Source organism: Shewanella sp. (genome assembly GCF_013214165.1).
In the GTDB taxonomy this organism is placed as follows: Bacteria; Pseudomonadota; Gammaproteobacteria; order Enterobacterales; family Shewanellaceae; genus Shewanella.
In genome coordinates this window covers 65,848-91,431 of sequence record NZ_JABSSM010000001.1, presented here as the reverse complement: position 1 = coordinate 91,431, position 25,584 = coordinate 65,848, and the positions used below count along the sequence as shown (strand labels likewise).

General features: G+C 46.1%; 29 protein-coding genes. 21 read left to right on the top strand and 8 right to left on the bottom strand.

Features of this window, described 5'->3' with window-relative positions:
* Nucleotides 1–47 precede the first annotated feature (47 nt).
* Genes HRU42_RS00410 through HRU42_RS00395 form a run of 4 tightly spaced genes read right to left on the bottom strand, consistent with a single transcriptional unit; the run spans nucleotide 48 to nucleotide 4,302 of the window.
* The gene (locus HRU42_RS00410; RefSeq protein WP_295027953.1) at nucleotides 48–1,004 is read right to left on the bottom strand and encodes a glycosyltransferase; all 957 of its coding nucleotides are present in this window, start codon (nucleotides 1,002–1,004) and stop codon (nucleotides 48–50) included.
* Complete coding sequence (locus HRU42_RS00405) at nucleotides 997–1,845, bottom strand: hypothetical protein (protein ID WP_295027951.1); 849 nt, start codon at nucleotides 1,843–1,845, stop codon at nucleotides 997–999. Before HRU42_RS00405 ends, HRU42_RS00410 begins: the two co-directional genes overlap by 8 nt.
* The gene (locus HRU42_RS00400) at nucleotides 1,842–3,038 is read right to left on the bottom strand and encodes a hypothetical protein (protein ID WP_295027949.1); all 1,197 of its coding nucleotides are present in this window, start codon (nucleotides 3,036–3,038) and stop codon (nucleotides 1,842–1,844) included. Before HRU42_RS00400 ends, HRU42_RS00405 begins: the two co-directional genes overlap by 4 nt.
* A complete protein-coding gene (locus HRU42_RS00395) occupies nucleotides 3,025–4,302 on the bottom strand; it encodes a glycosyltransferase family 4 protein (RefSeq protein WP_295027947.1) in 1,278 nt (425 codons plus the stop codon). Before HRU42_RS00395 ends, HRU42_RS00400 begins: the two co-directional genes overlap by 14 nt.
* 614 nt (nucleotides 4,303–4,916) lie before the next feature.
* Between HRU42_RS00395 and HRU42_RS00390 the strand changes: the two genes are divergently transcribed.
* Nucleotides 4,917–5,318: a hypothetical protein gene (locus tag HRU42_RS00390; RefSeq protein WP_295028055.1), complete on the top strand. Its 402-nt coding sequence runs from the start codon at nucleotides 4,917–4,919 to the stop codon at nucleotides 5,316–5,318.
* A 109-nt stretch (nucleotides 5,319–5,427) separates the two neighbouring features.
* Here HRU42_RS00390 and HRU42_RS00385 read toward each other — a convergent pair whose 3' ends face one another.
* Both HRU42_RS00385 and HRU42_RS00380 read right to left on the bottom strand, forming a co-directional pair.
* Entirely contained in the window at nucleotides 5,428–6,090 is a 663-nt protein-coding gene (locus tag HRU42_RS00385) for a pseudouridine synthase (protein ID WP_295027945.1), read from the bottom strand.
* A 125-nt stretch (nucleotides 6,091–6,215) separates the two neighbouring features.
* A complete protein-coding gene (locus HRU42_RS00380; RefSeq protein WP_295027943.1) occupies nucleotides 6,216–6,809 on the bottom strand; it encodes an ACP phosphodiesterase in 594 nt (197 codons plus the stop codon).
* 166 nt (nucleotides 6,810–6,975) lie between these two features.
* Here HRU42_RS00380 and HRU42_RS00375 point away from each other — a divergent pair, with 166 nt between their 5' ends.
* The 9 genes from HRU42_RS00375 (at nucleotide 6,976) to HRU42_RS00335 (ending at nucleotide 14,943) form a co-directional block, all read left to right on the top strand.
* The gene (locus HRU42_RS00375; RefSeq protein WP_295027942.1) at nucleotides 6,976–7,134 is read left to right on the top strand and encodes a hypothetical protein; all 159 of its coding nucleotides are present in this window, start codon (nucleotides 6,976–6,978) and stop codon (nucleotides 7,132–7,134) included.
* Nucleotides 7,135–7,198: 64 nt separating this feature from the next.
* Nucleotides 7,199–8,236, top strand: coding sequence for a tRNA preQ1(34) S-adenosylmethionine ribosyltransferase-isomerase QueA (queA, locus tag HRU42_RS00370; RefSeq protein ID WP_295027941.1), 1,038 nt, complete (start codon nucleotides 7,199–7,201; stop codon nucleotides 8,234–8,236).
* A 200-nt stretch (nucleotides 8,237–8,436) separates the two neighbouring features.
* Nucleotides 8,437–9,561 (top strand): tRNA guanosine(34) transglycosylase Tgt, encoded by a 1,125-nt coding sequence (gene tgt, locus HRU42_RS00365; RefSeq protein ID WP_295027939.1) that lies wholly within the window; start codon nucleotides 8,437–8,439, stop codon nucleotides 9,559–9,561.
* 32 nt (nucleotides 9,562–9,593) lie between these two features.
* Entirely contained in the window at nucleotides 9,594–9,920 is a 327-nt protein-coding gene (yajC, locus tag HRU42_RS00360; RefSeq protein WP_295027937.1) for a preprotein translocase subunit YajC, read from the top strand.
* A 17-nt stretch (nucleotides 9,921–9,937) separates the two neighbouring features.
* Entirely contained in the window at nucleotides 9,938–11,788 is a 1,851-nt protein-coding gene (gene secD / locus HRU42_RS00355) for a protein translocase subunit SecD (RefSeq protein WP_295027935.1), read from the top strand.
* Between the two features lie 12 nt (nucleotides 11,789–11,800).
* Nucleotides 11,801–12,748: a protein translocase subunit SecF gene (gene secF, locus HRU42_RS00350; RefSeq protein WP_295027934.1), complete on the top strand. Its 948-nt coding sequence runs from the start codon at nucleotides 11,801–11,803 to the stop codon at nucleotides 12,746–12,748.
* A 235-nt stretch (nucleotides 12,749–12,983) separates the two neighbouring features.
* Complete coding sequence (locus HRU42_RS00345) at nucleotides 12,984–13,316, top strand: DUF2007 domain-containing protein (protein WP_295027932.1); 333 nt, start codon at nucleotides 12,984–12,986, stop codon at nucleotides 13,314–13,316.
* Nucleotides 13,317–13,386: 70 nt separating this feature from the next.
* Entirely contained in the window at nucleotides 13,387–14,298 is a 912-nt protein-coding gene (locus HRU42_RS00340; protein ID WP_295027930.1) for a bifunctional precorrin-2 dehydrogenase/sirohydrochlorin ferrochelatase, read from the top strand.
* Nucleotides 14,299–14,400: 102 nt separating this feature from the next.
* Nucleotides 14,401–14,943 carry a YaeQ family protein gene (locus HRU42_RS00335; protein WP_295027928.1) on the top strand — a complete coding sequence of 181 codons (543 nt, stop codon included), beginning with the start codon at nucleotides 14,401–14,403 and terminating at the stop codon, nucleotides 14,941–14,943.
* A 214-nt stretch (nucleotides 14,944–15,157) separates the two neighbouring features.
* On the opposite strand, the gene HRU42_RS00330 is transcribed toward HRU42_RS00335, so the two are convergent.
* Nucleotides 15,158–15,559, bottom strand: a complete 402-nt coding sequence (locus tag HRU42_RS00330; RefSeq protein WP_295027926.1) for a phosphate-starvation-inducible PsiE family protein — start codon at nucleotides 15,557–15,559, stop codon at nucleotides 15,158–15,160.
* Nucleotides 15,560–15,793: 234 nt separating this feature from the next.
* Nucleotides 15,794–16,597, bottom strand: a complete 804-nt coding sequence (suhB, locus tag HRU42_RS00325) for an inositol-1-monophosphatase (RefSeq protein WP_295027924.1) — start codon at nucleotides 16,595–16,597, stop codon at nucleotides 15,794–15,796.
* Nucleotides 16,598–16,751: 154 nt separating this feature from the next.
* Between suhB and trmJ the strand changes: the two genes are divergently transcribed.
* The 11 genes from trmJ (at nucleotide 16,752) to ndk (ending at nucleotide 24,880) form a co-directional block, all read left to right on the top strand.
* The gene (gene trmJ / locus HRU42_RS00320) at nucleotides 16,752–17,516 is read left to right on the top strand and encodes a tRNA (cytosine(32)/uridine(32)-2'-O)-methyltransferase TrmJ (RefSeq protein ID WP_295027923.1); all 765 of its coding nucleotides are present in this window, start codon (nucleotides 16,752–16,754) and stop codon (nucleotides 17,514–17,516) included.
* 11 nt (nucleotides 17,517–17,527) lie between these two features.
* Complete coding sequence (gene cysE, locus HRU42_RS00315) at nucleotides 17,528–18,349, top strand: serine O-acetyltransferase (RefSeq protein ID WP_295027921.1); 822 nt, start codon at nucleotides 17,528–17,530, stop codon at nucleotides 18,347–18,349.
* Nucleotides 18,350–18,542: 193 nt separating this feature from the next.
* Complete coding sequence (gene iscR / locus HRU42_RS00310; RefSeq protein ID WP_193633009.1) at nucleotides 18,543–19,004, top strand: Fe-S cluster assembly transcriptional regulator IscR; 462 nt, start codon at nucleotides 18,543–18,545, stop codon at nucleotides 19,002–19,004.
* 75 nt (nucleotides 19,005–19,079) lie between these two features.
* Nucleotides 19,080–20,294 carry an IscS subfamily cysteine desulfurase gene (locus HRU42_RS00305; protein ID WP_295027918.1) on the top strand — a complete coding sequence of 405 codons (1,215 nt, stop codon included), beginning with the start codon at nucleotides 19,080–19,082 and terminating at the stop codon, nucleotides 20,292–20,294.
* Nucleotides 20,295–20,331: 37 nt separating this feature from the next.
* Nucleotides 20,332–20,715: a Fe-S cluster assembly scaffold IscU gene (gene iscU / locus HRU42_RS00300; RefSeq protein WP_005497959.1), complete on the top strand. Its 384-nt coding sequence runs from the start codon at nucleotides 20,332–20,334 to the stop codon at nucleotides 20,713–20,715.
* A 14-nt stretch (nucleotides 20,716–20,729) separates the two neighbouring features.
* On the top strand, nucleotides 20,730–21,053 hold the full coding sequence (gene iscA / locus HRU42_RS00295; protein WP_295027913.1) for an iron-sulfur cluster assembly protein IscA: 324 nt from the start codon (nucleotides 20,730–20,732) through the stop codon (nucleotides 21,051–21,053).
* 20 nt (nucleotides 21,054–21,073) lie between these two features.
* Entirely contained in the window at nucleotides 21,074–21,598 is a 525-nt protein-coding gene (gene hscB, locus HRU42_RS00290) for a co-chaperone HscB (RefSeq protein WP_295027911.1), read from the top strand.
* A 64-nt stretch (nucleotides 21,599–21,662) separates the two neighbouring features.
* A complete protein-coding gene (hscA, locus tag HRU42_RS00285) occupies nucleotides 21,663–23,525 on the top strand; it encodes a Fe-S protein assembly chaperone HscA (RefSeq protein WP_295027909.1) in 1,863 nt (620 codons plus the stop codon).
* A 55-nt stretch (nucleotides 23,526–23,580) separates the two neighbouring features.
* Nucleotides 23,581–23,919, top strand: a complete 339-nt coding sequence (fdx, locus tag HRU42_RS00280) for an ISC system 2Fe-2S type ferredoxin (RefSeq protein WP_295027907.1) — start codon at nucleotides 23,581–23,583, stop codon at nucleotides 23,917–23,919.
* A 135-nt stretch (nucleotides 23,920–24,054) separates the two neighbouring features.
* Entirely contained in the window at nucleotides 24,055–24,252 is a 198-nt protein-coding gene (iscX, locus tag HRU42_RS00275) for a Fe-S cluster assembly protein IscX (RefSeq protein WP_295027906.1), read from the top strand.
* A 196-nt stretch (nucleotides 24,253–24,448) separates the two neighbouring features.
* Nucleotides 24,449–24,880, top strand: coding sequence for a nucleoside-diphosphate kinase (gene ndk, locus HRU42_RS00270; RefSeq protein ID WP_144045979.1), 432 nt, complete (start codon nucleotides 24,449–24,451; stop codon nucleotides 24,878–24,880).
* Nucleotides 24,881–25,584: the final 704 nt, after the last annotated feature.

The window sequence follows — 25,584 nt, the reverse complement described above, 5'->3', positions numbered from 1 at the left end:
CCATATAGGCATATCTCTGAGTTACTGAACGTATTCAAGGGTTGAGATCACTGGTAGCGGGATAACACGGCTTGTTGACCAGTCGAGTCGTTTTTTAACTGCAAGCTAATCCGGGTGTTACCCCAGCGTAAGCCGGAATAATATGCCCAGTGGTAGACACACACTCGACCCGGAGTGGCGAGCAGCCCTGCTAAGTCAGCTGTGATGATGTGGTGATAACAGCCGCGGATAAATCCTTTGCAAAAACGAGTAAAGGCTGAGATAAGCTTATGCTTTTTATGATAGATAAACGCATCCGCTTCTCCCTCCACAAACCGTCGACCGTACAATTGTTTCAAGGTGTAATTATGAGAATGCATAAGAAGTGCCTGGGGAACATAGGCTATTTTGTATCCGCAAGTTTGCGCCCAATGTCCCCATTCAGTATCTTCAGATCCCCAGGCATCCTCATAGAAAGGATGTTGTAGCCAATATTGTCGGCGCATGGCGGCGAAGGGTAATGACAAGGTTATCCAGCTTGGGGGAGTGCCTGTTGCAGGAAAGCTGGTGGCATAATCGCGCTTTACCCATTGATGGGCTTCGGGGCGGGGGATCTGACGGCCAAATGCTGCGACAGTGTCGGGAGCATTAAACGCATCGAGTAAATGAGAGAGGGAGTCGTCCCTCAGTAATACGGCGTCTGAGTTTAGAAAAACCAGGATATCGGCCTGACATTGCTCAATGGCCTGATTGAGCACCTTACCCGGGTAGTAATCGCCTGGCTCTATATGGATGAGTTGGCAATCATAGAAGCGGGCGATGTCTAGAGTTGTATCTGTCGAACCTGAATCCACCAGAATCAAATCATAATCTTGGAAGTCTTGTGAATGTAGCGCCGCAAGTGTGTTGGCGATGACCCAAGCTGAGTTCTTTGAGCGCATGATGATGGCTAATCTGTGGCTGCTCAAATTAAGGGGCGCGGCGATTGTAGCTTTCTTATGCTCTTGTGAGGCTGATTCAGGCATGGCGAGTTTCCTCTGTGAAGTCCGGTGAAGATTGAGGGACTGGGATTGCGTCACTGAGCCAAGCCGTCTCTTGGGTACTTATGTAGTCGAGTATCTGGTCGAAGCATTGAAACTTGTCACATAAGTACATGGTGATGGGGTGGATCAATAAGTTGGCATCGAGCCCCTTGGCTTCACACCTTTTCAGCTGGTTTAACACCCGCTCTGTCCATTCGCGGATATAGTAGCTTTCGCTGCCAAAATCATCGGACCATGAGTAACGTTTTTGCCAGTGTTCGACCCATTCAGGGGTGCGCTCTGCGTGGTAGAGGTGCTCATGGTCAGGAATGATGTTAATAGGGAAGTTATACACCCCATGCTTGGATTCGAGGGGCTGAAAATTGTTGCGTTTTACTCCATCGGAGCACAGCTTGATCCCGAGCTGGCTCAATACTCTGTCGGTATTGGGACCATGCATATACATGTGGTTTCGCCAGCAGGTTATCCGCTTGCCAGTCTTGCGTTCGATGATCTTGATGGTGCCTAGAGTATCTAAATATTGATACCAGTGCGGGCCGTTATAGTTGCCTAACAGCTTGTTACAGATGCGGTGCCAAATCTGTGGCGTAAAACCACTCCAGGTGTGACCACCAATTTCAACCCAGTCACTCATGCATAGCACCCGTGTATCGGCCCATTCTTCGACGAAACAGCGACCGGTAATAAAGCAAGTTAACTTGACGTGCGCCTGTTCGATACGCTTAAGAAATAACCTTGCCGTGCCTAGCTCTGAGATATCACAATGGGCTTGATTGCCGGTGCGCAAACTGGCGTGATGAATATCTGCACTTAGATAAATCATAAGTTAGCCTCCTCCAAGGATAAGCCTAAGCCGTCCAGTAGATTAGCTAGGTTAGTATCCACAAAGTTCTGCCAGTTTTTAAGGTAGCGCCGAGTCAAGACATCGGCAGCGCCTTCTGCTTGTTTCCCTTGACGATAGAGCACATAGGGAAAGCACAGCGGCAGTTTTTCCGCTTGAGTCAATGCCAGATAAGTCCAGGGAGGAGCCTCTTGGATAATGGTAAGCCTTCGCGTCATCATTCCCTCCTGCATTAGCCGTCCCAGAGTGCGCTTCATCAGATTTTTAAACTGGTTGTCGTTATGCCAAAAGGCATCACTGGATGCGTATTTAAGGTAGCTTGTCCAGGTGAGATCCGCTTGGTGCAGACGCTGGCGCTCACAGCGAAGATGGACAGGCTGCAAGGCGGTTATGATGGATTCGTTCCAGTCGTTGAGCTCGATATTCTCAAACCGAGTATAGCTGGGGGAAAAGCGAAAACTCATTGCCTCTAGATACAGCTGTTTGAACCCTGGTTCTATGCTGGTTTCATGGGTCATACGCAGCTGTTTTTCTGCATAAGACCAATGGTATTTCCCTAAGGAGAACAAGAGCGCATCACCATAGCCAATGATCGCTTTCATGGTATGTTTAATGATGGTGGTTCGATAACGATCGGGTTCGTTTTGAGCCAATAAAAATCGATTGATAAGCAATAGGGAACCCCTGTTAATCAAGAGGTTTCGTGCATCCCAAGCCGGGATGTTCTGCAGCGTATGTTGGGTTAATGACGGCACGAAATCTTCATCCCCTAGCAAGGTTCGGTGACCGTGTCGCATGTCATACCAGATCACGCGACAAGCCGAACTACGCATCTTAGCTCGGGTGGTAAAAGAGATATCAATTCCTAATCCCGCTTGCTGGCTAATAGGCTGCAACGCCTGATTAATGGACTTTTTTAGCTGTGGATCTGCATATATCTGCCGGTTAAGGATCAGTAGCAGATCGAAATTATTGTGTGGATAGAGCTTGCCACTCACAGGGTGGCAGATCAATCCTCCTTCACCGCGGCCATAACCGCCTAATAAGACTAAGGCGCAGACTTGGTTTTTATCCAGGTATGTCTCGACGGTATCGCACACCTGTGTCAGTACATCTTGGCAAAAATCTTCCGCCTGGGGATCTTGTAGCAGAGTGACGTGTTTAATGGTTAACATGGCTGCTCCCTTCGGTGATTGACGTTGACGTTGCCGTGATGGTGTGGCTTGAATTTTCCCTCTGGACATGGTGAAAAACCTGTAGAAGCTGGTTAATATGAGTCTCTAAATTGTATTGCTGCATAATATCTTGCTGAGTATGGCTCTGAGTCGTTTGGGGGTGGAGAAGGTGCTCCCGAATAGCGTCACTGAGTGCGACAAGATTATTGCTCTCTACTAGAGTGCCGTTTACGCCATCTTGTAACCACTCGGGGATCGCACCGACACGGGTTGCGATCACGGGGCAGGCATAGGAAAGCGCCTCTATACCCGTCAAACAAAAAGTTTCAGGCGTGCGAGATGGGATCACCAGCGCCGATGCTTGTTGGTAGTATTTGGCCAATGTCTCTGGGTTACACTGGCCCTTAAATTCCACTCTGGTATCAATTCCAAGTTTTTGGCTGAGTTGTTGCAACTCCTCTTTTTGAGGACCCTCTCCGCAGATCAGTAAGTTAGCCTGCTTATTCTGCCTAGCAATCGCATGTAATAACAGGTCGACGCCCTTGCCGCGCATCAGGCTGCCAACGTAGAGCAACTGGTTCGAGTATCGAGGCTGTGGCAGCTTGAAGGTTGATTTGTTGGAGGTGGTGAATAGCGGGATCACATGGGTTTTACTCACGTCAAACTCATGTTGTTTGAGGACCTGTGACATATATTGAGAGCCAACAATAAACCCGGCTAATTTTTGATTACTGTGTTGTTGAGCGCGTAAATTACCCAGTCGATTCAGGGTTAATTTATGTTGGGAATTTCGACCAATAAAACCTAAGCAGGCATAGCAGGTTGGCCCCGTTTTTCGCTGACAAGTGTTGAGCCCTATTGTGGTGTATTTGTGCTCCCTAAGGCAGAAGAGTTTATGGTCGTGATAAAAACGAATACTGGCAATACCACTGTGAACGCAAGTCTCTATATCCTGTACATGGTCTAGCTGATGGAGGTAAATAACAGTGGCGGCGTGGTTTTTGAGTTGTGTTTTAAGCTCTGTGATTGGATAGACACTATTAAATACATGAGTGAATCTGGGATGGATCTTGCCGTCTAACTGATATAGCAAGGTTGATTTAATGCCTTTTTCAGCTAATGCCTTCACGGTATCGTGGATATAGCGCTCCGCTCCACCGACAAAATCCGCATGTTTATTTATCCAGAGAACATGTAATTCATCGGAATTTGTATTCTGCATACGACTATGCGACTGAGTGGCTGCATTATTTGCCTTTTGCATACCAGCTATCCTTTTTGCTTCAGGGATACTGAGTTACTGCATGGAACTTGCCAATATGGCTGATAGGCTGAAACTGCTAGCTTGATCCATCTGGTTAGTTTGAATTTTTCGTTGAAGTGAAGTTTATTTTCAGTTTCAAGAAGTGCTGTTCGAACCGGTGGAAATTGCTTAAACCGAGTAAGCTGGTGAAAACGATAGTGGCTGAGAATGTGATGTCAGGCCTTTTATTGCCACAGAAGTCGGCATAGCGATGAGAAATATAGGACTGGCTCCAGATCTTGTAATGAGAGGTGATATATAAGCTGATGACTCTTCTTGTTAGCGAATTCATAGGGCTATTCTCCCTTATGTTCCATACTCGTTGCCTTGCCCCTGAAGCGCTAAACTCGCTTCCCTGAACATAAAATCGAATCAATCTGCTCGCTAGGCAAAAATTAACCAATATTGTGCATAAAAAGTGACTTGGATCGCATTTTTATGGTAGAAATAGGTTACACTTTTAGTCAGATATTGAGCTAAACTGAGTTGTAAACAACTTGCGGTTATTCGGTGTCAGTTTAGTTTAAAGTGCATATAAGTGGTAACACGTCTAGTTTCAATGGAGTTAATTGAAAATGAGTTCAATGGCTGAAGTCATACAATACCCAGATCGCCCTACAGAAAGCAGAGAATTACTCAAGGTGATTAAAATGTCAGTAGTAGATAAGCGAAAACGCTTAGGTTGGCAGCATAAAGACTTAGAGGCTCGTGAAGTCATGGGTCGATGGATTGATGGGCGTGACAGCACTTCAAACACATTAACGCTTTATAGGCAGGACGATAAAATTTATTTAGAAATTTGGTCAAGCGATGGCTGTCATAGCTTAGATGTAATGCTGTGCACTCAAACAGAGGCAGGCTTAAAACTCGAAGATAAAGGTGGCAATATTTTTGGTGAATATTTCTTGTTAACAGATGATAATTCACTGAAATTTTGTAATTCGAGCGAGTGTTACTATACCGCTAAAGCGGCATAGTTTGATTGCAAATCACACAGCTTGCAAGCAGGATAGAAGGCATCAGGGTGAAGGAGTCTTGCCGATGCCTATCTTAAACTAGTGTTTCCTTGAGACTTTCTTCACGAATTTAGCTTCTTCGAAAAGGGTGAAAGCTCTTAAATGTCATCTCTTTCCCCGAAAATGGATGGCCGATGCTCAATGACATCGCATGTAATCTAAGCCTGTTTGAAGCCGCTATTACCTCTTCATCCCCATAAAAATCATCGCCTAATATTGGATGACCTATAGCCAGCATATGAAGTCTGAGTTGATGCGTCCTGCCTGTCACAGGTGTTAACTCTACCAAGGTACTGCTTTCTCTGCGCTCCAGCACCTTGTAATAGGTCTTAGAGGCTTTGCCATCTGCGGCTATCTCTTGCAGCGGAGGCCGGGTTTTATCGGCTTTCATTGCCAGCTCTATCACGCCTTGATCTTGGCTCAATAATCCACGAACCTCAGCAATGTAGGTTTTCTTACTCATTCTATTCTGAAATTGAGTCTTAATATTAGACTCTGCCTGCTTATTTAGCGCAAAAACCATAATGCCAGAAGTCGCACAGTCGAGACGATGTACCAGTATGGTTTCAGGGTATCGCTGCAGTAAACGGGTGAGTGCGCAATCAAAGGTATGCTCTGCTCGACCGGGATTGGAGAGTAGACCCGAAGGTTTATTGATAACGAGTAAATCTCGGTCTCGATAGCGTATATCTAACCAAGGCACTGAAGGGGGGGCGTAAGTGAATATCTGCATGAGTTCTCCTGTAGCGGCGAATTCTAGCAAAAACAGATCCCGTTGAGAATTGCTAAGACTGAATTTTATTGGATTTTATGCTGCTAAAGCCCTAAAGCCCTAAAGCCCTAAAGCCCTAAAGCCCGTTATAAATATTCTGTCGGTGTCTTACGGGCCCAAATTCGGCTGTAGGCCATCAGTTGTGGATAGAAAGTTCTAAAGGCAATCTCTATCTCGATATCCAGCTTGTCGACCGCTTGGGTTGCACCTTGGAAAATTTCCGGTTTAGAGAGGCGCTGCGCGACAGAGTTGATGGTTCGGTGGAGACCTTTCTTGCTTCTATACGCGCTAAGCCAGTTTTCGCTGCGGATTTTCGGCGCGAGTAGCTGCAATTTTTCTGGCAAGTGTTCACAAGCATCTATGGCATCGTAAGCATTATCGGCAAATTGTTGCAGGGTAAGATGATGATATTCATCCCAATATTTCGCCAACATATGATCGAACGCCAGATCGACAATAATTGGCGCGGCTCTGGTTAAACTCTTGGGAAACTGGGCGACTAGGTCTTTGGTGAGTTCGTGGCTGTCTGTGAGTTGGTCAATTTGTCTGTGTATCCAGATCCCTTGCTGTAAGTGTTTAGGATAATTGGCTATGTTGCCTTTGGCAAAATCGCCGGCAAGATTAGCCGCTAAACTGGTTTTACAATTATCGGCAAGATGTAGGTGTGCGAGGAAGTTCATGATGTTTTTGTTAATTTTCTTGGTTATAACTCAAGTTTCACGTTATCATGGCCTCAGATGCTAAGATAGTTTTTCTCCAATTAAAATGGGTTTTAGAGTGACTTCTTAAGGATGTGCATCGTTTTGGTTGTATTCTCATCAATTATCGGTTTAAGGGTCAAGGACGATGTGGAACTGGTTATCTAAAGTGTTTCTCAAGAAAGAGCGATCTCAGCGAAAGCGTGTGCAAATCGATATTCCCTACGAGCAGCATAGCTACCGCAAGGAAGATTTCGATATCGGTGAGCAGTCAAGCAGCCTGGAAGATGGTAAAAGCAGTAACTGATCCTTGATCTTATCTGTCTCTGTTAATAGACTAGCGCCGGATTTATGTTAAGCAGAGACTAACCATGCGTGTGACCGATTTTTCTTTCGAACTTCCTGACGAGCTTATTGCTCGATATCCTACCGCCGAACGTACCGCGTCGAGACTACTCTCGTTAGATGGTAATACTGGTCAGGTCACAGACAAGCAATTTACCGATATTCTCAATTTGGTCAATCCTGGCGATCTTATGGTGTTCAACAACACTCGGGTGATCCCGGCGCGACTGTTTGGCAAGAAGCAGACCGGTGGCAAGTTGGAACTTTTAGTCGAGCGTATGCTCGATGATAAAAGCATATTGGCTCATGTTAGGTGTTCAAAATCCCCTAAGGTCGATTCGATTATCTGTTTAGATGGCGGCTATGAGATGATCATGCTTGCCCGTCACGACGCCTTGTTTGAGCTTAAACTGCTGTCGGAAAAAACCATACTCGAAGTGCTCGAAGATGTAGGGCATATGCCTTTGCCGCCCTATATAGATCGCCCAGATGAAGACGCAGATAAAGAGCGCTATCAGACTGTCTACAATGAGGCTCCGGGGGCTGTAGCCGCACCAACGGCGGGATTACATTTTGACGATGCTATGTTAAAGGCGTTGGCCGATAAGGGTGTCGATACCGCGTTTGTCACCTTACACGTTGGCGCCGGGACCTTTCAGCCGGTAAAAGTGGATAATATCCTCGAGCATAAGATGCATTCTGAGTGGGCCGAGGTCACTCAAGAGGTTGTCGACAAAGTCATACAAGCTAAAGCGAATGGAAAACGTGTTATTGCCGTAGGCACCACATCGGTGCGTTCATTAGAGAGTGCGGCCAAGGCCAGTATTGCTGAACTGGAAGCATTTTGCAGTGACACTGACATCTTTATTTATCCCGGATATGAGTTTCAGGTGGTCGATGCCATGGTGACCAACTTCCATCTGCCCGAGTCGACCCTCATCATGTTACTCAGTGCCTTCGCCGGCTTCGATGAGGTAAAAAACGCCTATCAGCATGCGATCGCGCAAAAATACCGCTTCTTTAGCTATGGTGACGCCATGTTTGTGACTAAAAAAGCGAACTAATTTCGAAAATTGTTTTAAAATACCCACCCACAAGATGAGGTGGGTATTTTTTTTCTGCTATTTTTGTACATATTTTGAGGATGTAGGGTTGATACTCAGTTGTTTGCCCTTATCTCTAGTCTTAATGTTAGCTTGTACAGGTTTCTTAAGCCCTGTGCGGGCAATTGTGAGTCAGACTGTTTATCTGGCGAGGTGAAATCATGAAATTTGAATTAGATACAACCGATGGACGTGCCAGACGCGGCCGTTTGATTTTTGACCGTGGCACAGTAGAGACGCCAGCCTTCATGCCAGTGGGCACTTATGGCACTGTAAAAGGCATGACACCGGAAGAAGTGCGTGAAACTGGCGCCGAAATTCTTCTGGGTAATACGTTCCACCTCTGGCTACGCCCGGGTGAAGAGATCATGCGTAAGCATGGTGATCTGCATGACTTCATGAACTGGCAAGGTCCGATTTTAACCGACTCGGGTGGATTCCAAGTCTTCAGTTTAGGTGATATCCGTAAAATCACCGAAGCAGGCGTGCATTTCCGTTCACCTATCAACGGTGAGAAGATTTTCCTGGACCCGGAAAAATCCATGCAGATCCAGAACTCTTTGGGCAGTGATGTGGTGATGATTTTCGATGAATGTACCCCGTATCCAGCCACCGAAGATGAAGCGCGTAAATCGATGCAGATGTCGCTGCGCTGGGCTCAACGTTCACGGGATGAGTTCGATAAGTTAGAAAATACTAATTCTCTGTTTGGTATCATTCAAGGCGGCGTCTATGAAGACCTGCGTGATGAGAGCGTAAAAGGGTTAGTCGATATAGGTTTTGACGGCTATGCCGTCGGTGGTTTAGCAGTGGGTGAGCCCAAAGAAGATATGCATCGTATTTTAGAGCATGTCTGTCCGCAAATCCCTGCTGATAAACCTAGATACTTGATGGGGGTCGGTAAGCCAGAAGATCTCGTTGAAGGTGTGCGCCGCGGTGTCGATATGTTTGATTGTGTGATGCCAACACGTAATGCCCGCAACGGTCATCTGTTTACCAGTGAAGGTGTGATTAAGATACGCAATGCGCGTCATCGTGATGATACTGCCACACTCGATGCTAAATGTGATTGCTATACCTGTAAGAACTATTCACGGGCATATCTTTACCATTTAGATCGTTGTAATGAAATTTTAGGTGCGCGTTTAAACACCATGCATAACCTTAGGTATTACCAAAGGTTGATGCAAGGTTTGCGCGGTGCAATCGAGACAGGTACATTAGACGCCTTCGTTGAGGAGTTCTATACCAGTCAAGGTCGTGAAGTTCCTAAATTATCTGATTAATTTTAACTACTGCTAAATAAGAAGAGAGAACTATGTTCATTTCAAATGCGTACGCTGCAGATGCTCCAGCAACTGGTGGCACCATGGAGTTAATTTTCATGCTGGTTATATTCGGCCTGATCTTCTATTTCATGATTTTCCGCCCGCAGTCTAAGCGCGTCAAAGAGCAAAAGAACCTAATGGGTTCATTGAGCAAGGGTGACGAGGTACTCACCAGTGGTGGTATTTTAGGTAAGATTGCTAAAATCAGTGACGAAAATGATTATGTGTTACTGACAATCAATGAAACATCTGAAATTACGATTAAAAAGGATTACATAGCGGCCGTATTGCCTAAAGGCTCTATTAAGTCACTTTAAGCCAAGAGGGCGATGGTGTGTTAAATAAATACCCAATGTGGAAAAACGTGATGGTGGCTTGCATCATCTTTGTCGGTTTTTTCTATGCAATTCCGAATCTCTTCCCCGAGGACTACGCGGTACAGGTAGTTGGTACTCGTGGAGCCGAGGTGACTGTGGCGACTCAGTCGACAGTCAAGGATATTCTTGCCAGCAAGAATATTGTGATGAAGCGTTCAGAGCTTGAAAATGGCCAACTGCTTGTTCGTGTGATGGACGGCGATCAACAGTTACTCGCCAGAGAAGCGATATCCGCTGCACTGGGTGACAAATACACCGTCGCCTTAAACTTAGCGCCAGCCACGCCTGAATGGCTGGAAGCTATGGGCGGCAGCCCAATGAAGCTAGGCTTAGATCTTCGAGGCGGGGTTCACTTCTTGATGGAAGTGAAGATGGGCGAAGCGGTCCGTAAGATGACCGAGTCTAAGATGGCCGATTTCAGAACTGACCTGCGTGGTGAGAGAATTCGTTATGCCGGTATCCGTGACAGTGCTAAAGGCATAGAGATTAAATTCCGTGATGCCGAGAGCTTAGCCAAGGCTGAGCGTTTCCTCAAGTCTAGTGGCAATGACATGGTGTTCACCGATACCTCATCGGGTGGCAACTATTTCTTGATTGCCAATCTCAGTGAGACTTACCTTAAACAGGTCAAAGAGGATGCATTACAGCAAAACATCACTACTATCCGTAATCGAGTCAATGAGCTGGGTGTTGCTGAGCCTGTGGTACAACGCCAAGGTGCAGAGCGTATTATCGTGCAGCTACCTGGTGTACAAGATACCGCTCGCGCCAAGAAAATTTTGGGTGCTACGGCATCAATCGAATTTCGCATGGTTGATGAGAAAGCCGATGCAGCCGCTATAGCCAGTGGTCGTGTCTCACCTAATTCTCAGATTTACGAGCGCCGTCGAGGTGGAGAAGTTGCCCTCTATAAAGAAGTCATGCTATCTGGTACCCATATTCAAGGTGCACAGCCAAGTTTCGACGAATACAGTCGTCCTCAGGTAAGCATCAACCTAGATTCCAAGGGGGGGTCAATCTTCTCGAATGTGACTAAGGATAACATTGGTAAACCAATGGCGACCTTGTTCATCGAGTATAAAGATAATGGTGCCAAAAACCCGGATGGCAGCATTAAGCTGGAGAAGATAGAGGAAGTTATTTCAGTCGCGACCATACAAGCGCGTCTGGGACGTAACTTCGTTATCACAGGTCTGGATCATGGCGAAGCACAAAGTCTCGCTTTATTGCTGCGTGCCGGCGCCTTGATTGCGCCTGTGGTTATCGTTGAAGAACGTACTATTGGCCCAAGCTTAGGTGCTGAGAACATTCAAAATGGTGTTCAAGCTATGATCTGGGGTTTGGCCGTTGTGCTGCTGTTTATGCTGGTTTACTACCGTGGTTTTGGTCTGATTGCCAATCTGGCACTGACGGCAAACTTAGTCATGGTGGTCGGTGTGATGTCGATGATCCCTGGGGCTGTGCTAACTCTGCCGGGTATCGCTGGTATGGTATTGACCGTAGGCATGGCAGTCGATGGCAACGTGCTGATTTATGAGCGTATCCGTGAAGAGCTAAGAAACGGTCGTAGTGTGCAGCAGGCCATTCATGAAGGTTATGCTAATGCATTCTCTACCATTGCCGATGCCAACATCACCACTTTTATGACAGCACTTATTTTATTCTCTGTCGGAACGGGTGCAGTGAAAGGTTTCGCCGTTACTCTGATGATAGGTATCGCGACGTCTATGTTCACCGCAATCGTGGGCACCCGCGCAATAGTTAACGCTGTTTGGGGTGGTAAGCGCGTTAAGAAACTGTCTATATAAGGGAACTTGATTATGTTTCAGATTTTATCGATAAAAGGCACGGTCAACTTTCTGCGTCATGCGGTGCCAATCAGTATCCTGTCGCTTATTTTAGTTATAGGTTCTTTGACGTCGCTCGCGACTAAAGGCATTAACTGGGGGCTAGACTTTACCGGCGGTACCGTTGTTGAGCTAGAGTTCTCATCGACTGCAAACCTGCAGGCACTGCGCGCCGAACTTACTAGCGTAGAAACTGAAGGCGTGGTGGTACAGAATTTTGGTTCGAGCCGAGATGTGATCACCCGTCTTCCAGTTAAAGAAGGTGTGAAGAGTGAAACCCAAGTCCAGCATGTGATGGAGGCGGCGACTAAATTAGATCCCCAGGTGATCCAGAAACGTGTGGAGATGGTTGGACCTCAGATTGGTAAAGAGCTTGCAGAGCAGGGCGGACTCGCCGTGTTAGTGGCACTGATCTGTATCTTGATTTATGTCTCTTTCCGCTTCGAGTGGCGCTTAGCGCTCGGCTCAGTGGCGGCACTGGCACACGATGTGATTATCACCTTAGGTGTGTTCTCTGTGTTGCAGCTGGATTTTGACCTCACGGTACTGGCTGGTGTCTTGACGGTTGTCGGTTACTCACTCAACGATACTATCGTGGTATTCGACCGTATCCGTGAAAACTTCCTTAAGATGCGTAAAGGTTCGCCAGAGGAGATTGTTAACACTTCAATCACTCAGACCATGAGTCGTACCATCATTACCACGGGGACGACTCTGGTTGTGGTCATCGCCTTGTTCCTCAAGGGCGGCACCATGATCCATGGGTTTGCAACGGCGCTGCTGATGGGTATCTTCGTCGGTACTTTCTCATCTATCTACGTGGCGAGTTTCCTGGCGGTTAAGCTAGGGATCAATCGTGAGCACATGCTGCCCGTCGAAATAGAAAAAGAGGGCGCAGATCAAGATCAATTGATGCCTTAAGCTTTTTAAATCTTATAAAGCATAAAAAACCACCTTAGGGTGGTTTTTTATTGCCATTTTTATATTCACAGCATCGACTGTGCTCCACAGCAAAATAACTGAATTCTTGTGCGTTATCCGACTTGGCCTCGACAGACTCGCTAATTTAGCAGTAGGATATTGCACTCATATATCAAATCTCAAATTTGCCAGAGGAGCAAGAGCTGTAGGGAATAGCATGGAAGAGCTACGTTGAATGGTTGCGGGCGGTAATTTATTACAAGCTCACATGTGGAAAGGTCTGTTAGAAACCAGTGGAATTGAAGTAGAGCTGCGTGGTGAAGCCTTACTCGGTGGAGTAGGCGAGCTGCCAGTGGATCTGCAAAATGTAGAACTCTGGGTATCTGAGTCTAGATATGAGCTCGCTAAGGCTCAACTCGGATCTCTTAACGCCGAAGGTTCTAGGTGGCGCTGCGTAAAGTGCCAAGAAATGAATGAGGCTAGTTTTGACTTGTGTTGGCAATGTGGCACTGAGAGTTGTGAGATACATAAGTCACTAGCAGTTACACATCAAATACATATACTCTAGTCTTCTGTTTCGCTGGAGCCTTTAGCTCCAATTCGATTGCCATTAATACAAGTTTAGGAATTGAGCATTAATGCGGTACTTTCCCCTCTTTGTCGATACATTCAAGCTGAAAGTCTTGTTGGTGGGCGCTGGCGATGTAGCCAGTCGAAAATTAGCCCTGTTAGCCAGAACCCATGCTGAGATTCTGGTTATTGCCACAGATATCTCTGCAGAGGTGTCTAAGTGTGCCCTGCAAGGCCGTATCACGCTCGTTAAGCGTGGTGTGGTACCTGAAGATATCCAAGGGGTCGATCTGGTTTATCTTGCGACTGCCGACGACCAGCTTAATGCAAAGTTTGCCAGTATTGCCGATGAACGTGGGATCTGGGTGAATGTGGTCGATAGCCCCGAATTGTGTCGGTTCATCACCCCCTCGATAGTCGATCGAGGCCGTCTGCAAATCGCCATAAGCACGGCCGGCGCAGCGCCTGTTTTCGCTCGAGAGCTAAGGGCACGACTCGAGTCCTGGTTACCTCCATCTCTCTCGCCTCTGTTTGACTTTGTGGCGGCTAAGCGCAAAGAAGTGCAGCAAAGACTGCCTGAATTTAAGCAAAGAAAGCTATTTTGGGAGCATTTTTTCAGAGCCAATGGTGATAAGTTTGATGATGAGACGCCTGTTCATTACCATAATGGTTTTCAAGGCTTGTCCATAGGTGGAGAGATCTTACTCATCGATGATGAGACTCAAGCCTCCTTGTTACCCATAGCTGCAATGCCATTAATGCAGAAACTCGATCATATTTTTAGTCTTGAAACGCTGCCTTTTATGCTCAATGAATTTGTCAGACGCGATGCCCATAGAGGGACGTTACCCACTCTGGGCGAGCTGAGTAAGCTATACGAAGCGGGTCAACGTTGTCTTGTGTATGCCGATAACGAGACTGTTAGCCAATTTAAAGCCCACTTCCCCGTGGCGAAACACTTGAGAGCCGGGAAAATCTAATGTCAGCGCTAGTGAGTTTATTCATCGAATTCAGCGCGACATCGCTCATTAGGCGTGAGATTGAGTTACACTAGCGCCAATTAATTGAGAGAATTAGAAGTTATGGCACCAAAAGCTACCGTGTACAAAGTCACTCTGCAGATAGCCGATATGGATCGTGGCTATTATCACGATCATCAACTGACATTAGCCCAGCATCCTTCAGAAACAGACTCCCGCATGATGGTCCGTCTGCTGGCTTTTGCAATGAATGCCAGTGAGTCATTGGCATTCAGTAAAGGGCTTTGCGTCGAAGATGAACCTGAGCTTTGGGAGAAGTCGCTAGTGGGCGATATAGAGCTTTGGATTGAGTTTGGCCAGAGTGATGAGAAGTGGTTAAGAAAAGCCAGTGGCAGAGCGAAACAAGTACAGCTATTTACCTATGGTGGACGAGCCGTTCCTATATGGTGGCAGCAAAATGAAAAAGCATTAGATCGTTATAAAAACCTTAAGGTGTGGAATATCCCTGAAGAGGCGGTGAAGCAGATGGGAGAGCTGGTCACGCGTAATATGGAGCTTCAATATAATATCAGTGATGGCGAAGTTTGGTTGTCCAGTGAGCAGGGCAGTGTTCGATTTACCCCAGAAATACTGAAAACCGGATAAAAATTCTGATGCGGCGTGAGCGAGTGATTTTTTCTCAACCGCTATGCTGTCTAACTTCCCTATTGTAGCTTCAGTTAGAGAGAAAATAGCCTGTTTATAAATTCAACTTAACAAGCGCGATAGTAGTGAGGGAGTGAAGGGATTTACTCACCGAGCATTGCTACCGATTGGTATTAGCTAGGGATACTTGGTGAGGGAAGTGAGTGCTTGCTGGTTAATGCTCTTCTTTAGGTGGGTAAGGAAGTTTAAGCTGACCCCAGCGAATAACAATAACGGTTATTGAGAGTACTAGTGTGGATAATGCTATGGTCATGATTCGCCAATCATCCATGGCTTTTATGTCTAATATCAGGTAACGAGCCAGTGCAACAATCGCGATATAGATGGGCATGCGTATCGGTAGCTTCCCAGATTCGGCATAATTAGCCACCATAGCCAGTACTTCTAAATAGATAAAAAGCATTAATAGATCGGCTAAATCGACCCTGGCATTTCCGACGATATGCACTATCTCCTGACCTATGGCGACAATTGTCGCGATGGCAATGATGATGAGCACGAAATGTTCGACAGCTTTAAGACTTTTCGAACCGTATTGACTGTATAGCTTTCCCATAGCGATCTCTTGCAGGTGTTTATTTTATGGTAGCAATATTTGAGGATTCTGCTTATTTATCTATGTGACGGAATTCACATTATGGGTATACGTAGAGAAATGGATAACCAGCGAGTGTTGGCTGCTTGGCTTGGAAGTGATGAACTATGATAATCGGTGAAAATTTTAACACTTGTTGAAACAAAAAAGCCATCAGACTGATGGCTTTTTAATCTGTTCTTTTAAACGCTAAGATTAACGTTTAAGTGCTTCGCTCAGTAATGGGCGAGCCGTTTTCACTATGGCAGATGTCGTTTTCGGCGCACCTGCTACGATATTGCCTGACGTCATATAGCCGTGATTACCGGTAAAGTCGGTAACTGTGCCGCCAGCTTCACGCACGATAAGATCGCCTGCAGCAATATCCCAAGGCTTGAGACCAATCTCGAAGAAACCATCTACGCGACCCGCAGCAACATAAGCAAGATCCAGGGCGGGAGAGCCTGCACGGCGTAAATCTGCACATTGGGTAAACAATGAAGCGAAGATTTTCATGTAGGTTTCTGTGTGTTGCTTGGCTTTGAACGGGAAGCCTGTCGCTAAAATAGTGTCTTTAAGATCATTATGCTTAGATACGCGCATACGGTAATCATTGAACTTAGCGCCTTTGCCACGTACTGCGCTAAACAGTTCATCACGGATTGGATCATAAATTACTGCAACTTCTGTCTTGCCCTTGTATTGAACGGCAATAGATACTGCGAAATGAGGAATGCCTCTAACAAAATTGTTAGTGCCATCCAGAGGGTCAATGATCCAAATGTAATCTTTATTCTCGCCTTTGTTCTCACCACTTTCTTCACAAATGATGGTGTGATCTGGGTATGATTTACGGATCTGATATGTAATGGCGGCTTCAGCTTCTATGTCTACATTCGTCACGTAGTCATTCACACCTTTCGCTGTCACTTCGACTTTATCGAGTTCAGCAAAAGCACGTATAATCGTTTGGCCGGCGGCGCGGGCAGCGCGCACGGCAATAGTCTGCATCGGATGCATTACAATCCCCTGGATGTTAAAGAACAGATATAATAATCGGGACGTAGTATACGCCAACAAGTGAATATATCAAATACCGATTTTTGTATTAAGCAAACAAAGTTCACTGTGTTAATATCTATGCATTGTTTAATCATCAAAATTAAGTAGTTTCATGCTTAGCAACATTCGTGTAGTACTCGTCGGCACATCCCACCCTGGCAATATTGGCTCTACCGCCCGTGCAATGAAAACCATGGGACTCTCTACTCTGTATCTAGCCGAACCTAAGGTCCAACCCGATGGCCACTCGGTAGCCCTGGCAGCCGGTGCATCTGATATTTTGAAACATGCAGTGATAGTGGACAGTGTTGCCGAGGCAATTGCCGATTGCAGCCTGGTTATCGCGACTAGTGCGCGTAGCCGCACGTTAGATTGGCCCATGCTGGAACCGAGAGGGGCTGGCGAGAAATTAGTCGCATCGGCACTAGAAGGTCCTGTTGCGATCGTATTTGGTCGTGAAAATAATGGTTTGAGCAATGAAGAGCTGCAGAAGTGTGATTATCATGTCGCTATCCCAGCTAACCCTGAATACACCTCATTGAATCTTGCCCAGGCCGTGCAGATCATCTGTTACGAAGCCCGTGTCGCTCATTTAGACCACGAGAAGCGTGAATTTGAAAAAGGCCGTCCAGTAGGTTATGTCGAAGAACAAATCGAGTATCCTTTTGCCAAAGAACGTGAAAACTTCTTTGATCACTTGGAATCAACCTTATTAGGCACTGGATTTATCGTTAAACAGCACCCAGGTCAAGTGATGACAAAACTGCGTCGTCTGTTTAGCCGCGCTCGCCTTGAAAGACAAGAGATGAATATCTTACGCGGCATGCTGACTTCGATAGATAAGCAGATGCCATCGAAAGACGACAAACAAGCATAAGGAATAGAACCATGGGAGTCATTGCTCGATTAAAAGATGATATTAACGCTATCTATCATCGCGATCCTGCGGCTCACGGCACCTTGGAGATATTATTGAACTACCCAGGGATGCAGGCGATTTGGATCCATAGGGTAAGTCACAAACTTTGGCAACGAAAATGGCGCCTGGTCTCACGTTGTTTATCTACTTTTTCCCGCTGGTTAACCGGTGTGGAAATACATCCGGGCGCCACCCTAGGTGATCGATTCTTTATCGATCACGGCATGGGCGTGGTGATCGGCGAAACCGCTGAGATTGGTGATGATTGCACTCTATATCATGGGGTGACACTAGGCGGCACCACGTGGCAAGCGGGTAAGCGTCATCCTACGCTGGGCAATAATGTGGTGATTGGTGCCGGTGCCCAGGTGTTGGGGCCAATCACCATCAATGATGGTGCGCGTGTGGGGTCTAATTCTGTGGTGGTGAAAGATGTGCCTAAAGATACCACTGTCGTAGGCATACCAGGGCGTATCGTTGCAACGCCAAATGCTGGTCATAAAGCACAGCATAAAAGACGCAGCGAGATAGCCAAGAAGTATGGCTTCGATGCTTATGCCGTGTCTCCTGATAACCCAGATCCAGTCGCTAATGCCATCGGCCAGATGCTAGACCATATGCATCTGATGGACTCAAAAGTCCAGGAAGTCTGTCAAGCGATTCAAACCATGGGCGGGAGTGTTTGTACCGATAAACTACCAGAACTTGACGTCGAAGATTTTAGCGATGCTGAGTTGGCTGCGGCAAAGCAACGCGAGAAGGCAATTAATGAGTTTGATCCCATTATCTGATTCTCAGTAACAGAAACCCAAATCATTGATTGAATATTGAGACGCAAACGGGTTAAATACCCCAGTCAAATGGACGGTGTTATATATGAGCTATAAATTCATAATACTTGACTGTTTTACTAGGTTTAATACTTGACTAAATTACTCGGGTATGTTTGAATTCCCTTATGCATTATTGGGAGCCATTGTCGCTATGAAACTTACCTCGAAAGGCAGGTATGCAGTTACTGCTATGTTAGATGTTGCTATGCATTCTACATCAGGGCCTGTACCTTTAGCCGATATTTCTGAGCGTCAAGGGATATCTCTTTCTTACCTCGAACAACTTTTCGCAAAACTCAGAAGACATGGACTGGTTTCAAGTGTCAGAGGACCCGGCGGTGGCTACCGTTTAGGTGCCGATGCTGTCGATATCTCAGTTGGTATGGTCGTTCGCGCCGTCGACGAGTCAGTCGATGCAACCAGGTGCAAAGGCCAGGGGGCTTGTCAGAATGGCACCCGTTGCCTCACGCATTCCCTGTGGGGTGACTTGAGCAAACAAATTTCAGATTTCTTAAATGGGATCAGCCTTGCTGGCTTAATGAATAAACGAGACGTTCAATTTATTTCAGTGAAGCAAGACGCAATGCAACAGGAACAAAGAGTAACGTTATAAGTTAACTTTGTATTTTTATATTATTTTTTGTACATCTGTTTTGCCTCTCTGAGGCTACGCTGTACGGAGTGTGTGATGAAGCTTCCTATTTATCTAGATTATGCTGCGACAACGCCGGTTGATCCACGTGTTGCAGAGAAAATGATGCAGTGCCTGACTATGGACGGTAATTTTGGTAATCCTGCGTCTCGCTCCCATCGCTATGGCTGGCAGGCTGAAGAGTCGGTTGATATCGCTCGAAATCAGGTCGCTGATTTGATCAATGCCGATCCGCGTGAAATTGTATTTACCTCGGGTGCCACTGAGTCAGACAATCTGGCCATAAAAGGAGTTGCTCATTTCTATCATAAGAAAGGTAAGCACATTATCACCAGTAAGACAGAGCATAAAGCGGTATTGGATACTTGTCGTCAGTTAGAACGTGAAGGTTTTGAAGTCACTTATCTTGAGCCTGAGTCAAACGGATTCCTACCTCTTGATCGAATTGAAGCGGCTATGCGCGACGATACCATTCTTGTCAGCATCATGCAGGTTAACAATGAAATTGGTGTTATTCAGGATATCGATGCCATAGGTGAACTTTGTCGTAGCAAGAAGATAGTTTTTCATGTCGATGCAGCCCAGAGTGCGGGCAAGTTACCTATAGATATGCAGAAAACTAAGGTTGATTTGATGTCAATCTCGGCTCATAAGATGTACGGGCCTAAGGGTATCGGTGCCTTGTATGTGCGCCGTAAGCCGCGTATTCGCCTCGAAGCGACAATGCACGGTGGTGGGCACGAGCGTGGAATGCGCAGTGGTACATTGGCGACCCATCAAATAGTGGGTATGGGCGAGGCAGCCGCTGTGGCTAAAGCCGATATGGCATCAGACAATGCCCGTATCAGAACATTACGTGACAGATTGTGGGATGGCGTCAAGCATATCGAAGAGACCTACATCAATGGCGATAAAGCACAAGGTTATTGCGGTAGCCTCAATGTGAGCTTTAACTTCGTTGAGGGTGAGTCCTTGATGATGGCATTGAAAGATCTTGCCGTATCATCGGGTTCAGCCTGTACCTCAGCCAGTCTGGAACCAAGCTATGTTTTACGTGCGCTTGGCTTGAATGATGAGATGGCACATAGCTCGATCCGTTTCTCAATCGGTCGTTTTACCACCGAAGAAGAGATAGATCATGCTATCGAAACTATTAATAAGTCTATCGATGACTTGAGGGAGATGTCTCCACTTTGGGAGATGTTCAAAGATGGTATTGATTTGAGCACGGTTGAGTGGGCCCACCACTAAGTCGCATATTAACGAATAAATATTTTGGAGTAGTATCATGGCTTATAGTGAAAAAGTAATCGACCATTATGAAAACCCACGTAATGTAGGGTCTTTCGATAAAAACGATCCCTCAGTTGTGACCGGCATGGTCGGCGCACCGGCCTGTGGTGATGTGATGAAGTTACAACTTAAAATCGATGACAAGGGCATGATTCAAGATGCCAAGTTTAAGACTTATGGTTGTGGCAGTGCCATCGCATCGAGCTCACTGATCACCGAGTGGGTTAAAGGCAAGTCTATCGAAGAAGCTGCTGCGATTAAGAACACAGATATTGCTGAAGAGCTTGCATTGCCTCCAGTGAAAATTCATTGCTCTATCTTGGCTGAAGATGCCATTAAAGCCGCAATTGAAGATTATAAGTCAAAGCAAGCTAAGTAATTTCCGGAGTTAAGATGGCTATTTCAATGACTCCGGCCGCCGCAGATCGCGTTAAAAGCTTTCTGTCTAACCGCGGTAAGGGGATTGGTTTACGTCTGGGGCTTAAGACCTCCGGATGTTCAGGCATGGTTTATGTCATCGAGTTTGTCGATGCATTGAATGACGATGATGAAGTCTACGAGGTCGCAGATGTTAACATCATTATCGATGCGAAAAGCTTCATCTATCTTCAGGGCATTGAGCTGGACTTCGTTAAAGAAGGGCTCAATGAAGGTTTTCAGTTTAATAACCCTAATGCAAAAGGCGAGTGTGGTTGTGGCGAAAGCTTCACAGTCTAACTAGCCGAAAGAATTAAACCATGAACTATTTTGAGTTGTTTAGTCTCACGCCCTCCTACGACATTGACACCGCCCTACTTGCAGAACGTTATCACGAACTGCAACGGGCGGTTCATCCCGATAAGTTTGCTCATTGCAGTGAACAAGATAAACGTATCGCCGTGCAACGAACCGCTCAGGTTAATGATGGCTTCTCGACATTGAAAAATCCCCTGTCGAGAGCCGAACATATCCTGGCGCTTGCAGGCATAGATCTTAGCCATGAGTCGACCACGGTGAAAGATACGCAATTTCTGATGCAGCAGATGGAATGGCGTGAGTCGTTAGAAGATATTGCTCACAGTGAAGATCCCGATGCTATGATAGCCGAGTTATATGCTTGTTTTAATGAGTATAGCAACTGCATCAGTCAGGACTTAGCTGGCTTGTTACTCAGCCATTCTGAGTCGGATCTCGCATCCGCAGCAGACCTTATCCGTAAATTGAAATTTATGGCAAAATTACAAATCGAGCTGGAACGCATCGAAGATGCACAGTTTGACTAGTCGTTTTTACTCTTTTTTTGATTAGCTATCCTTTCTCAATGGCTAATATTTAGGTTGGAATTTTATGGCCCTTTTGCAGATCGCAGAGCCTGGACAGAGCACAGCACCACATCAACATAGGTTGGCTGTTGGCATTGACCTAGGTACTACAAATTCGTTAGTGGCTACGGTTCGTAGCGGCGTTGCTAACACCTTGGCCGATGAGCAATCCAGACACTCGTTGCCTTCGATTGTACGTTATACGGACGATGCCATCCAAGTCGGCGCCGAAGCCGAATCATATTCGGCACAAGACCCGCAAAACACCATCATCTCTGTTAAACGTTTTATGGGTCGCAGCCTCAGTGACATTCAGTCAGGTAGCCAAGATCTTCCTTATCGATTCGAAGCCAGTGAAAATGGCCTTCCTCTGTTTGTGACTAAGCAAGGTCAGGTGAACCCGGTGCAAATTTCGGCCGAAATTTTAAAGCCGCTGATTTCGCGGGCAGAGAAGACCTTAGGTGGCGATCTCGAAGGGGTAGTGATCACAGTACCTGCCTATTTCGATGATGCTCAACGCCAGGGAACCAAAGACGCCGCAGCCCTTTTGGGAGTCAAGGTCTTACGTTTATTGAATGAGCCAACGGCTGCTGCGATAGCCTATGGCTTGGATTCGGGTCAGGAAGGCGTGATTGCCGTCTATGATCTGGGTGGTGGTACCTTTGACATCTCCATATTACGCCTCAATAAAGGCGTGTTTGAGGTGTTGGCCACCGGAGGTGACTCGGCGCTTGGTGGAGATGACTTCGATCATCTCTTGCATCACTATTTATTAAATGAATGGCAGCTGGTGACTCCTTCGGCAACGATCAGCAGACAACTGCTTATCGAGGCCAGACGCATCAAGGAGCAGTTGACCCAAGATACTGAGGTTATGGCTTCATTGACGTTAGCGGATGGTAGCCAATTACAGCACCAGGTTACCAGAGCCTTATTTGAGTCATTAATCGGTAAACTGGTGAAGAAAACCATCAGCAGCTGTCGTCGCTCTTTGCGTGACGCTGGCATTAAAACCGATGAAGTGCTTGAAATTGCCATGGTGGGAGGCTCGACTCGGGTGCCTATGGTCAGAGAACTCGTCGCCGACTTTTTTGGTCGGGCGCCGCTGACATCCATAGACCCTGACAGAGTCGTTGCCATAGGCGCTGCTATTCAAGCGGATATATTGGTCGGTAATAAACCTGAGTCCGATCTCCTGTTGTTGGATGTGTTACCCCTGTCTCTGGGAATTGAGACCATGGGAGAACTGGTGGAGAAGGTGGTATCACGTAACACCACCATTCCGGTCGCCAAGGCGCAAGAATTTACCACGTTTAAAGATGGTCAGACAGCGATGGCGTTCCATGTGGTCCAAGGCGAACGCGAGCTGGTGGGTGACTGCCGCTCTCTAGCAAGGTTCACCTTGAAAGGCATACCGCCAATGGCTGCTGGTGCCGCTCATATTCGAGTCACGTTTCAGGTCGATGCCGATGGCTTACTCAGCGTCACAGCGATGGAAAAGTCTACCGGAGTCAAATCCAGTATTCAGGTGAAACCTTCATTCGGGCTAACCGATGTGGAGATTGGTACCATGCTCAAAGATTCCATGGCCAATGCTAAGGAAGATATCACCAGACGCATGTTGGCAGAGCAGCAAGTAGAAGCGGCTCGGGTGTTAGAGACCCTGACAGCCGCGTTAACAAAAGACGCTGATCTGTTATCTGCAGGTGAACGTGTCACTATCGAGAAGAGTATGGCTGAGCTCGCTCAGGTTGCTGCGCTGGATAATACCGATGCCATTGAAAAAGCCATCGAGACATTAGATGCTTGCACGCAAAATTTTGCATCTAAGCGTATGGATAACTCTATCCGTTTGGCACTTACAGGCCAGTCGGTTGACAGTATTTGATCAATCATCAATCACAATCATCAATAGATTAATTGGTAATCAATAGGTAAAAAAGATGCCACAAATTGTATTTCTACCCCATGAAGAGCTGTGTCCAGATGGTGCAGTCGTCGAAGCCAACGTTGGTGAAACCATTCTTAACGTTGCCTTGAAGAATGGCATTAATATCGAACATGCCTGTGAGAAAGTGTGTGCATGCACAACCTGTCATGTGATCGTTCGTGAAGGGTTCGATGTGTTAGCACAAAGCGATGAGCTCGAAGATGACATGTTAGATAAGGCGTGGGGACTCGAGCCCGAGAGCCGTTTATCCTGCCAGACCAAAGTGCCTGATTGTGATCTCATTGTCGATATTCCTAAGTACACAGTTAATATGGTGAGCGAGGCTAACTAGTCTTAATCGTAACTCGTGTCGATTTGAAGATAGTGAGTCGAAAATAGTTAAGCCAGTCTCTCAGACTGGCTTTTTTTATGGGATGTGATGCCAGCTATACTCTAGTCATAAACAAATATGCTCAAGGGGCTAGATATGCCGTTAAAGTGGCTAGATTCACTCGATATTGCCTTAGACCTGTTGGAAATGTATCCTCAAACCGATCCTGAAACGATCAGATTCACCGATTTGCGTGAATGGATCTTAGCGCTGGACTCATTCGATGATGATCCTGAACACTGTAATGAGCGCATATTGGAAGCCGTTCAAGCCTGTTGGATAGCCGAGCAGTGAGCTCAGTCAATCTACTACCGTAAACCTTAGAGTGTGTTCGGGCTTATTAGGCCGACGTTTAGCTCTGGTTCGTGCAGAAGCCAGACAAAGTTAACCCAATATCCTATTCATCTAGGTATAAAGGTAGGTTTTTGGTGTCAAATTTCGTATAATCCGCGCGAAAATTAAAACCTGTTTATTATGAAGGAAGCTTCTCATGGCTATCGAACGTACTTTTTCTATCATTAAGCCCGATGCTGTTGCAAAAAATAACATTGGCGCTATCTACAACCGTTTTGAAACTGCTGGCCTGAAAATCATCGCTTCTAAAATGGTTCACCTAAGCAAAGAGCAAGCTGAAGGCTTCTACGCCGAGCACAGCGAGCGTCCTTTCTTCGGTGCGCTAGTTGCATTCATGACATCTGGCCCTATCATGGTTCAGGCTCTTGAAGGCGAAAATGCAGTTCTGGCTCACCGTGACATCTTAGGTGCTACAAACCCAGCTGACGCAGCCCCTGGTACTATTCGTGCCGATTTCGCAGAAAGCATCGATGAGAACGCGGCTCACGGTTCTGATTCTGTTGCTTCTGCCGAGCGTGAAGTGGCTTACTTCTTCAGCACAGAAGAGCTTTGCCCACGCACTCGTTAATTTGATGCTAAGTAAAGTTGAAAAGGAGCCTGATGGCTCCTTTTTTGTTGTCCGTATTTTGAATGTTTACTCGTCTCTCGTCTCGGTAACGGTCAATTCCTTGCTTATCGAGCGCGTCCTCATATCGATCAATGTAGCATGAGTATGTCGCTTTCCTTTTCTTTCGAGTTAAACACCCTGACAACTTGTTAATGTTTTGATTTTTAAATCAAGCCAATCTTGTATTTTTAGCGTTATCAGCCTGATAAGTTAACTCGCTCGGCACCTGATTGCTTGATAAATGTAAATTTTGTGGTTCGTATGTCATAGCGTGATATTTTGGGTTTTTATCTCGAACATAGGCTATTAGTCGAGGCTATATTTCGAGATTTGATATTTAGTCGGTTTATAATTTTGCCTCGCTTGTTTATTGTTATGTTTTATTAGTTTTAAATAAACGCACTCGTTAACTGTAGCTAACTGGTATTAACAATTATCTCAACTTGTATCTTGCTGGTGTTGTCACCTGCAACCTAGACTACTCAATCGTTACGTAATTATTTATTGTTTATAACTTTTTGTTCTTGTGCGTTTTATTTCTATTTCGCTGCTTTATTTAAATATATTACCTTCTTGCAAATGTATCAATTGTTATCAATTAGGTTGTTTAGCTGTAACTGCTGTTGACTTAAGTGCTGTATTTTAACAATATTCACCGCGTAGGG

Excerpts from the sequence above, each read along its gene's own strand:
- HRU42_RS00410 (WP_295027953.1), bottom strand. The coding sequence starts at position 1,004 with ATGCCTGAATCAGCCTCACAAGAGCATAAGAAAGCTACAATCGCCGCG.
- HRU42_RS00405 (WP_295027951.1), bottom strand. The coding sequence starts at position 1,845 with ATGATTTATCTAAGTGCAGATATTCATCACGCCAGTTTGCGCACCGGC.
- HRU42_RS00400 (WP_295027949.1), bottom strand. The coding sequence starts at position 3,038 with ATGTTAACCATTAAACACGTCACTCTGCTACAAGATCCCCAGGCGGAA.
- HRU42_RS00395 (WP_295027947.1), bottom strand. The coding sequence starts at position 4,302 with ATGCAAAAGGCAAATAATGCAGCCACTCAGTCGCATAGTCGTATGCAG.
- HRU42_RS00390 (WP_295028055.1), top strand. The coding sequence starts at position 4,917 with ATGAGTTCAATGGCTGAAGTCATACAATACCCAGATCGCCCTACAGAA.
- HRU42_RS00385 (WP_295027945.1), bottom strand. The coding sequence starts at position 6,090 with ATGCAGATATTCACTTACGCCCCCCCTTCAGTGCCTTGGTTAGATATA.
- HRU42_RS00380 (WP_295027943.1), bottom strand. The coding sequence starts at position 6,809 with ATGAACTTCCTCGCACACCTACATCTTGCCGATAATTGTAAAACCAGT.
- HRU42_RS00375 (WP_295027942.1), top strand. The coding sequence starts at position 6,976 with ATGTGGAACTGGTTATCTAAAGTGTTTCTCAAGAAAGAGCGATCTCAG.
- queA (WP_295027941.1), top strand. The coding sequence starts at position 7,199 with ATGCGTGTGACCGATTTTTCTTTCGAACTTCCTGACGAGCTTATTGCT.
- tgt (WP_295027939.1), top strand. The coding sequence starts at position 8,437 with ATGAAATTTGAATTAGATACAACCGATGGACGTGCCAGACGCGGCCGT.
- yajC (WP_295027937.1), top strand. The coding sequence starts at position 9,594 with ATGTTCATTTCAAATGCGTACGCTGCAGATGCTCCAGCAACTGGTGGC.
- secF (WP_295027934.1), top strand. The coding sequence starts at position 11,801 with ATGTTTCAGATTTTATCGATAAAAGGCACGGTCAACTTTCTGCGTCAT.
- HRU42_RS00345 (WP_295027932.1), top strand. The coding sequence starts at position 12,984 with ATGGTTGCGGGCGGTAATTTATTACAAGCTCACATGTGGAAAGGTCTG.
- HRU42_RS00340 (WP_295027930.1), top strand. The coding sequence starts at position 13,387 with ATGCGGTACTTTCCCCTCTTTGTCGATACATTCAAGCTGAAAGTCTTG.
- HRU42_RS00335 (WP_295027928.1), top strand. The coding sequence starts at position 14,401 with ATGGCACCAAAAGCTACCGTGTACAAAGTCACTCTGCAGATAGCCGAT.
- HRU42_RS00330 (WP_295027926.1), bottom strand. The coding sequence starts at position 15,559 with ATGGGAAAGCTATACAGTCAATACGGTTCGAAAAGTCTTAAAGCTGTC.
- suhB (WP_295027924.1), bottom strand. The coding sequence starts at position 16,597 with ATGCATCCGATGCAGACTATTGCCGTGCGCGCTGCCCGCGCCGCCGGC.
- trmJ (WP_295027923.1), top strand. The coding sequence starts at position 16,752 with ATGCTTAGCAACATTCGTGTAGTACTCGTCGGCACATCCCACCCTGGC.
- cysE (WP_295027921.1), top strand. The coding sequence starts at position 17,528 with ATGGGAGTCATTGCTCGATTAAAAGATGATATTAACGCTATCTATCAT.
- iscR (WP_193633009.1), top strand. The coding sequence starts at position 18,543 with ATGAAACTTACCTCGAAAGGCAGGTATGCAGTTACTGCTATGTTAGAT.
- HRU42_RS00305 (WP_295027918.1), top strand. The coding sequence starts at position 19,080 with ATGAAGCTTCCTATTTATCTAGATTATGCTGCGACAACGCCGGTTGAT.
- iscU (WP_005497959.1), top strand. The coding sequence starts at position 20,332 with ATGGCTTATAGTGAAAAAGTAATCGACCATTATGAAAACCCACGTAAT.
- iscA (WP_295027913.1), top strand. The coding sequence starts at position 20,730 with ATGGCTATTTCAATGACTCCGGCCGCCGCAGATCGCGTTAAAAGCTTT.
- hscB (WP_295027911.1), top strand. The coding sequence starts at position 21,074 with ATGAACTATTTTGAGTTGTTTAGTCTCACGCCCTCCTACGACATTGAC.
- hscA (WP_295027909.1), top strand. The coding sequence starts at position 21,663 with ATGGCCCTTTTGCAGATCGCAGAGCCTGGACAGAGCACAGCACCACAT.
- fdx (WP_295027907.1), top strand. The coding sequence starts at position 23,581 with ATGCCACAAATTGTATTTCTACCCCATGAAGAGCTGTGTCCAGATGGT.
- iscX (WP_295027906.1), top strand. The coding sequence starts at position 24,055 with ATGCCGTTAAAGTGGCTAGATTCACTCGATATTGCCTTAGACCTGTTG.
- ndk (WP_144045979.1), top strand. The coding sequence starts at position 24,449 with ATGGCTATCGAACGTACTTTTTCTATCATTAAGCCCGATGCTGTTGCA.